Source organism: uncultured Amnibacterium sp. (assembly GCF_964245895.1).
Taxonomy (GTDB): domain Bacteria; phylum Actinomycetota; class Actinomycetes; order Actinomycetales; family Microbacteriaceae; genus Amnibacterium.
The window spans coordinates 1-5012 of sequence record NZ_CAXTOQ010000204.1; the positions used below are offsets into that span (position 1 = coordinate 1).

Genomic DNA, 5012 nt, shown 5'->3' on the forward strand with positions numbered 1-5012 from the left:
CGTTTCACCAATGCAATCACCAGGCCGAACCTCCACAACCCGCGGGACACCCCAGGCGGTTCCGGCCTGCTGAAGCGCCGCTGGCCTGCCGAGGTGCTCGCGGATCAGGCGATGCGGGTCCCGCGGGCCAGGCGCCTCGCCGGCGTCCGCACCGCGCGGACCGCGGCGAGCAGCGCGGCGAGGGCCAGCACGAGGTGGATGAGCAGCCCGACCGTCCAGGTCGGGACCGTCCGCTCCAGGATCTGCGTCGACGACAGCGAGGAGCCCGTGTTCCTGCTCGGGTTGCAGTCGCTGGTGTAGGTGTCGCGGTCCTGCGGGATCTGGGCGCTCCGCACGCCGATCTTCACCGCCGCGAACGCGTCCCGCGGGTAGCCCTGCGCGTCGTACCGCCCGGGTACCGCGTCCGCCAGCACGACGTAGGGGTTCGCGGCGAGGATCCCCCACAGGTGGTCGTAGGTGGGCACGTCGGAGGTGGTCGTCACCGGCGGGTCGCAGACCGGGTCGACGACGTTCCCGTCGGCGTCGAAGGCCGACTGCGAGTAGCTCTCGTACGTGCTGGTGGCCTTCGTGGGGAACGCCAGCCCGCCGAGCCCGAATGCGACCAGCGTGCCGATCGAGAGCGCCGCGACGACGAGGTACGTCGTCACCACCGAGAAGATCGGCCGGGCGATGACCGCCGACAGCCCCACGCCGACGGCGGCGATCACGCCCAGCTCGAGCACCGTGACGGCGAGCGCCGTGAGCATCACGCCGAGGTCGGCGCCGCCGAACACGGCGGCGACGAGCAGGAACGGCAGCGCCACGACCAGGAACGCGAGCGAGGCGGTCCAGGCGGCGAGGAACTTGCCGAGCACCAGCTGCCAGCCGCGGATCAGCGTGACCTGAGTCGTTGCGAGGGTGCCCGCGTCGCGGTCGCCGTTGATCGCGCCGCCGGACAGCGCCGGCGTCACGAGCGTGCCGAGCAGCAGCACGAAGAAGACGATCGCGGACACCGCCTGCGGGCCGCCCTCCCGCCCGAACACGCCCGCTGTCGCGAGCAGCAGCAGCGTCACGGCGAGCAGCAGCACGGCGCAGACGCCGAGCAGCACGTACCAGGCGGTGCTGCGGACGCGCTGCCGCAGCTCGAGGTCGACGATCGTGCCGACCGCCAGCGTCGCGGACCTCATGCCCGGCCCTCCTTCGTCAGCTCGAGGAACGTCCGCTCCATCTCGCCCGCGGCGGGCGCGAACGCCACGACGCGGACCCCGGAGGCGACGAGGCGCGCGAGCAGGTCGGCGGCCTCCGCCTCGTCCCGCACCGGCACGAGGCGGCCGAGGTGGTCCGCCGACACGTCGTCCCGCTCCGCGAGCGCCGCGTCGAGCGCGACGTGGTCCTCCGCCCGCACCCGCCAGAGGCGCGGCCGGGTGCGCAGCGCATCCACCCGGTCCGGGTCGACGCTCTCGCCGCCCTGCACGTAGACGGCGTCGTCGGCCATCTCCTCCAGCTCGGCGAGCACGTGGCTCGAGACCAGCACGGTGCGGCCCTCGCCGGCGAGGCGCCGCACCAGCACCCGCAGGTCGACGCGCGCCTCCGGGTCGAGGCCGCTCGCGGGCTCGTCGAGCAGCAGCACCGCGGGGTCGTGCACGAGGGCGCGGGCGAGGCTCATCCGCTGCTTCTGGCCGCGGGACAGCACCCGGGTCGGCTGGTCGGCGAGCGCGCCGAGACCCACCAGCGCGATCAGCTCCGCCGCCCGGGTCGGCGCGCCCTGCCTGCTCAAGCCGTGGAGGCGGCCCGTCAGCTCGAGCGTGGCCCGCGTCGTGAGGGACGCCCACGAGCCGAGCACGTCCGGCATCCACCCGGTGATCGACCGCACGCCCGCCGGATCCTGCAGCGGGTCGAGCCCGCCGATGCGGATCGTGCCGGCGTCCGGCGCGAGCAGCGTCGCGAGCATGAGCAGCAGCGTCGTCTTCCCTGACCCGTTCGGTCCGATGAGCCCGGTCACGCGGCCCGGGGCGGCGGAGAAGGTCATCTCGCGGACGGCATGCGTCGATCCGAACGATCGCCGCACCCCCTCCACGACGATCCCGGCGGGTTGCATGGGGCGACCGTAGCGACGGCCCCGGCCGCGTCACCTCCTCCTGCAGGGGGATTCCCGGGTCCCCGTCGGGGGCGCCGCGTCGGCGCGTCCCTCTAGGGTGCCGGGCATGGAGATCCGGTTCATCGCGGGCTTCGGGCCGATCACGACGACCGGCGACGAGGGGCTCGCCTTCTGGTCGGGTGCGTTCGGGCTGCGGTTCGACGAGATGGCGCCGGACTACTACCACGCGCACGGGCTGCCCGGCGCGAACGTGTTCGGGCTCTGGCCGCTGGGCCAGGCCGCGGAGGCGACCTTCGGCACGGCTACGTGGCCCGAGGACCGCCCGGTGCCGCAGTCGTGGCTCGAGTTCGAGATGGCCTCGCCGGAGGCGGTCGCGGACGGCGAGCGCGAGCTGGTGGCGGGCGGCCACGAGATGCTCGTCGGCGCGCACGCGGAGCCGTGGGGCCAGTGGACCGCGCGGCTGCAGAGCCCGGAGGGGATGCTCGTCGGCCTCTCCTACATGCCCGACTTCCACCCGGAGGATCGCGGCCGCTGAGCGTGCATCCCCCGACGCGCGGCGCCTCGGGCGTCACGCGGTGGTCGCGATGGCCTCGCGCGGTGGTCGTGGCGTCGCGCGGTACGCATGCGTACCGCGCGACGCCCCAGGTACCGCGCGACGCAGCAGCCCGCGCCCGGCCGCTCCCTCGCTGGTCGACCTGCGAGCGCAGCGAGCCCTCACGGCCTGCTCGGCTGGGAGAATCGGGCCGTGGCTGCACCCGTGAACCCGCCGCGCGGCATGCGCGACCTCCTCCCCGCCGAGAAGGCGAAGCGGGAGCACGCGCTCGCGGTTCTGCGGGCCGTGTACCGCAGCCACGGGTTCGACGAGATCGAGGCGCCGGCGCTCGAGGACTACGACCGCCTGCACGCCGGGCTCGGCGGCGACAACGAGAAGCTGTCGTTCAGCGTGCTGAGGCGTGGCCTCGGCCCCGAGCAGTGGGCGACCGCCGGCGACGTGGCCGCGGTGGCCGATCTCGGGCTGCGCTACGACCTCACCGTGCCGCTCGCCCGGTTCTACGCGACGAACCAGGCCGCCCTGCCGGCGGTGTTCCGGTCCGTGCAGGTCGGGCCGGTCTGGCGCGCCGAGCGACCGCAGAAGGGCCGGTACCGGCAGTTCGTGCAGTGCGACATCGACATCCTGGGCGAGGCCGGGCCGATCGCGGAGCTCGAGCTGATCGGTGCGACCGGCGCCGCGCTCGACGCGCTCGGGCTCGAGGGCGCCTCCGTCCGGATCAACGACCGGCGGATCCTGAACCGCCTGCTCTCCACGTGGGGCGTCGCGGCGGAGGCGGGCGGGGCCGCGCTGATCACGATCGACAAGCTGGACAAGATCGGCGTCGCCGGGGTGGTGTCGGAGCTGGGGGAGCAGGGCGTCGACACCGCCGGGCTCGCGGAGGCGTTCGGCGGGCTCGCGACCGCGGGCTGGGACCTGGCCGTCGACCCGCCAGCCTGGCTCGACGTGGCGGCGTACACGGATCTGCTGGCGCTCAAGGACGCGCTGCCGCAGGTGGACCTCGTCTTCGATCCGACGCTCGTGCGCGGCATGGGCTACTACACGGGCACGATCTTCGAGATCGCGCACCCCTCCTCCACGTCGTCGCTCGGCGGCGGCGGGCGCTACGACGGGATGATCGGCCGCTTCCTGGGCCGGGAGGTGCCGGCAGTCGGGTTCTCGATCGGCTTCGAGCGCATCGTCGACCTGCTGCCCGACCGCGCGCACGGCACCGTCGCGACCGTGCTGCTGCACGACGCCGACGTGCCCGCGGCCGCGCTGCTCGCGGCGAAGCGCCGGGCGCAGGAGGAGGGCGGGCGCGTCCGCCTCGAGCGCGCGCGCCGGAACCGCAAGGCGCAGCTGGCCGCGCTGGCCGCGGAGGGCTTCACGCGGTTCGCGCAGGTGACCGCCGACGGCACGGGGGACCTCCGCCCCCTCACCTGAGGGACCTCGCGGATCCGCAGTTCCTGCCCGGCGCGCCGCGTCCAGGGGTCCGGCAACGGCGTGTCGGCCCGTTTCTGCGGAACCGCGAACTCCTCGGAGCGGACGGATCAGGTCGTGCGCCGCAGCACCTGCGCGAGCACGTCGACCGCCTCGTCGAAGCGGTGCGCGGGAGGGGTGGCGTAGCCGACCACCAGGCCGGGACCCGGCGCAGGCGCTCCGGGCACGCGGTACTGCCGCAGTCCCTCGAGCGCCAGGCCGCGATCCGCGGCGGCCGCGACGACGGCCTCCTCGTCGACCCCGGCCGGCAGGCGCACCAGGGCGTGCAGGCCGGCCGCGACCCCCTCCACCCGCACGGGGGCGGACGCGAGCGCCGCCAGCAGCCGGTCGCGGCGCCGCCGGTAGACGGTCCGCATCCGGCGCACGTGCGCGTCGTAGCCGCCGGAGGCGAGGAGCGCGGCGAGCGCCAGCTGGTCGATCGAGGGCGGCGGCCCGTCGGTCGCGGCGGCGAACGCCTCCACGAGCCGGGCGGGCAGGACCACCCAGCCGAGCCGCAGCGCCGGGGCGAGGGTCTTGCTGGCGGTGCCCGCGTACACGACGTCGTCGGGCGCGAGCGCCTGCAGGGCGCCGACCGGCTCGCGGTCGTAGCGGAACTCGCCGTCGTAGTCGTCCTCGACGACGAGCAGCCCGGACCGTGCCGCCTCCGCGAACGCCCGCCGCCGATCCGGGGCGAGCACGACGCCGGTCGGGAACTGGTGCGCCGGGGTCAGGAGCGCGGCGTCCGCGTGCAGCCCGGTCGGGTCGGCGCCGCGGGAGTCGAGCGCCATCGCCTCGGTCGCGAGCCCGGCCCCGCGGAGCGCGTCGCCGTAGACCGGGAGGGACAGCGCCTCCACACCGATCCGACGGCCGCCACCCGCCGCGACCACCCGGCCACCCGCGTCGCCGCCGCCCGGTCCCAGATCGACC

Annotated in this window: 5 protein-coding genes; 2 read left to right on the forward strand and 3 right to left on the reverse strand. The window is 75.2% G+C overall.

Features of this window, described 5'->3' with window-relative positions; genetic code table 11:
* Positions 1 to 104 precede the first annotated feature (104 nt).
* Both ACFE60_RS17535 and ACFE60_RS17540 read right to left on the reverse strand, forming a co-directional pair.
* Entirely contained in the window at positions 105 to 1166 is a 1062-nt protein-coding gene (locus ACFE60_RS17535; RefSeq protein WP_375390143.1) for an ABC transporter permease, read from the reverse strand.
* Positions 1163 to 2077 carry an ABC transporter ATP-binding protein gene (locus tag ACFE60_RS17540; RefSeq protein WP_375390144.1) on the reverse strand — a complete coding sequence of 305 codons (915 nt, stop codon included), beginning with the start codon at positions 2075 to 2077 and terminating at the stop codon, positions 1163 to 1165. The genes ACFE60_RS17535 and ACFE60_RS17540 overlap by 4 nt, the downstream gene beginning before the upstream one ends.
* A gap of 106 nt (positions 2078 to 2183) precedes the next feature.
* Here ACFE60_RS17540 and ACFE60_RS17545 point away from each other — a divergent pair, with 106 nt between their 5' ends.
* Together ACFE60_RS17545 and ACFE60_RS17550 are read left to right on the forward strand one after the other, a co-directional pair.
* Entirely contained in the window at positions 2184 to 2612 is a 429-nt protein-coding gene (locus tag ACFE60_RS17545; RefSeq protein WP_375390145.1) for a glyoxalase, read from the forward strand.
* A gap of 210 nt (positions 2613 to 2822) precedes the next feature.
* On the forward strand, positions 2823 to 4049 hold the full coding sequence (locus tag ACFE60_RS17550) for a histidine--tRNA ligase (protein WP_375390146.1): 1227 nt from the start codon (positions 2823 to 2825) through the stop codon (positions 4047 to 4049).
* A gap of 107 nt (positions 4050 to 4156) precedes the next feature.
* Here ACFE60_RS17550 and ACFE60_RS17555 read toward each other — a convergent pair.
* Positions 4157 to 5012 (reverse strand): aminotransferase class I/II-fold pyridoxal phosphate-dependent enzyme (locus ACFE60_RS17555; protein WP_375390147.1); only part of this gene is annotated, 856 nt, incomplete at its 5' end.